The organism is Dryocola clanedunensis (assembly GCF_038405435.1).
GTDB lineage: Bacteria > Pseudomonadota > Gammaproteobacteria > Enterobacterales > Enterobacteriaceae > Dryocola > Dryocola clanedunensis_A.
Genome location: NZ_JBBYHZ010000093.1, coordinates 1 through 675 on the forward strand (window position 1 = coordinate 1; position 675 = coordinate 675).

A 675-nucleotide genomic window follows, 5' to 3' on the forward strand; every position below is an offset into this window, starting at 1 on the left:
GCCATGAGCATTACGGCGCTGGCTGATGGGGAATGGGTGAACGTTGGTGACATGGTGCAGATAGCGGATACATACGATGTGAACCAGCAGACTGGCTATATAACATCCCGCACCGGTAATGACTTTGAAACCAGCGAACGCATTAACTTTTCTGGTCAGATGTACGTCATGGTTACCGACTATAACGGCACACCAACCGCTCGCTATCCTGCCCAGCCACTGAGTGATACGGCATTTGGATTCAGCGCTGCGCTACCGAATGTAGAGCTCAATATCTTCGACGGCATGAACGTTCAGTCACCGTCTCGTTACTTTATTGCGTCAACAGAAGAGCTCGACACTACCCGTTGGGAAATTACGGACAAGACGCCAGGCAGTGATGGAACCACTGCGCTTACTGTGCGTGAGTACAGCGATCTGATTTACCCCTAACTAACCCTTTATCCCAACTCCGAACCCGGCCACTGCGCCGGGTTTTTTTATGGAAAAATTATGGCGACCACACCGACACAACTCCCGGTTCCAAGCGAAAAACCTCAAGACCTGAAATTTAACGCAGGCAAAATTGATGAGTTCGTTACGTCAATGGGCTGGACTTATACAGACCGATTTGGGAATAAGCATTATACGATAGAAGGTATTAACTATCTTGCTCAGCAGGTAATGAACTCATTC

At 48.6% G+C, this 675-nt stretch carries 1 protein-coding gene and 1 pseudogene; both read left to right on the forward strand.

The window, feature by feature from the left end; genetic code table 11:
* A pseudogene (locus tag AAE045_RS23585) lies at positions 1–432 on the forward strand (phage tail protein); the annotation flags it as partial.
* Between the two features lie 60 nt (positions 433–492).
* The coding region (locus tag AAE045_RS23590) for a hypothetical protein (RefSeq protein WP_455549737.1) at positions 493–675 on the forward strand (183 nt) is incomplete at its 3' end.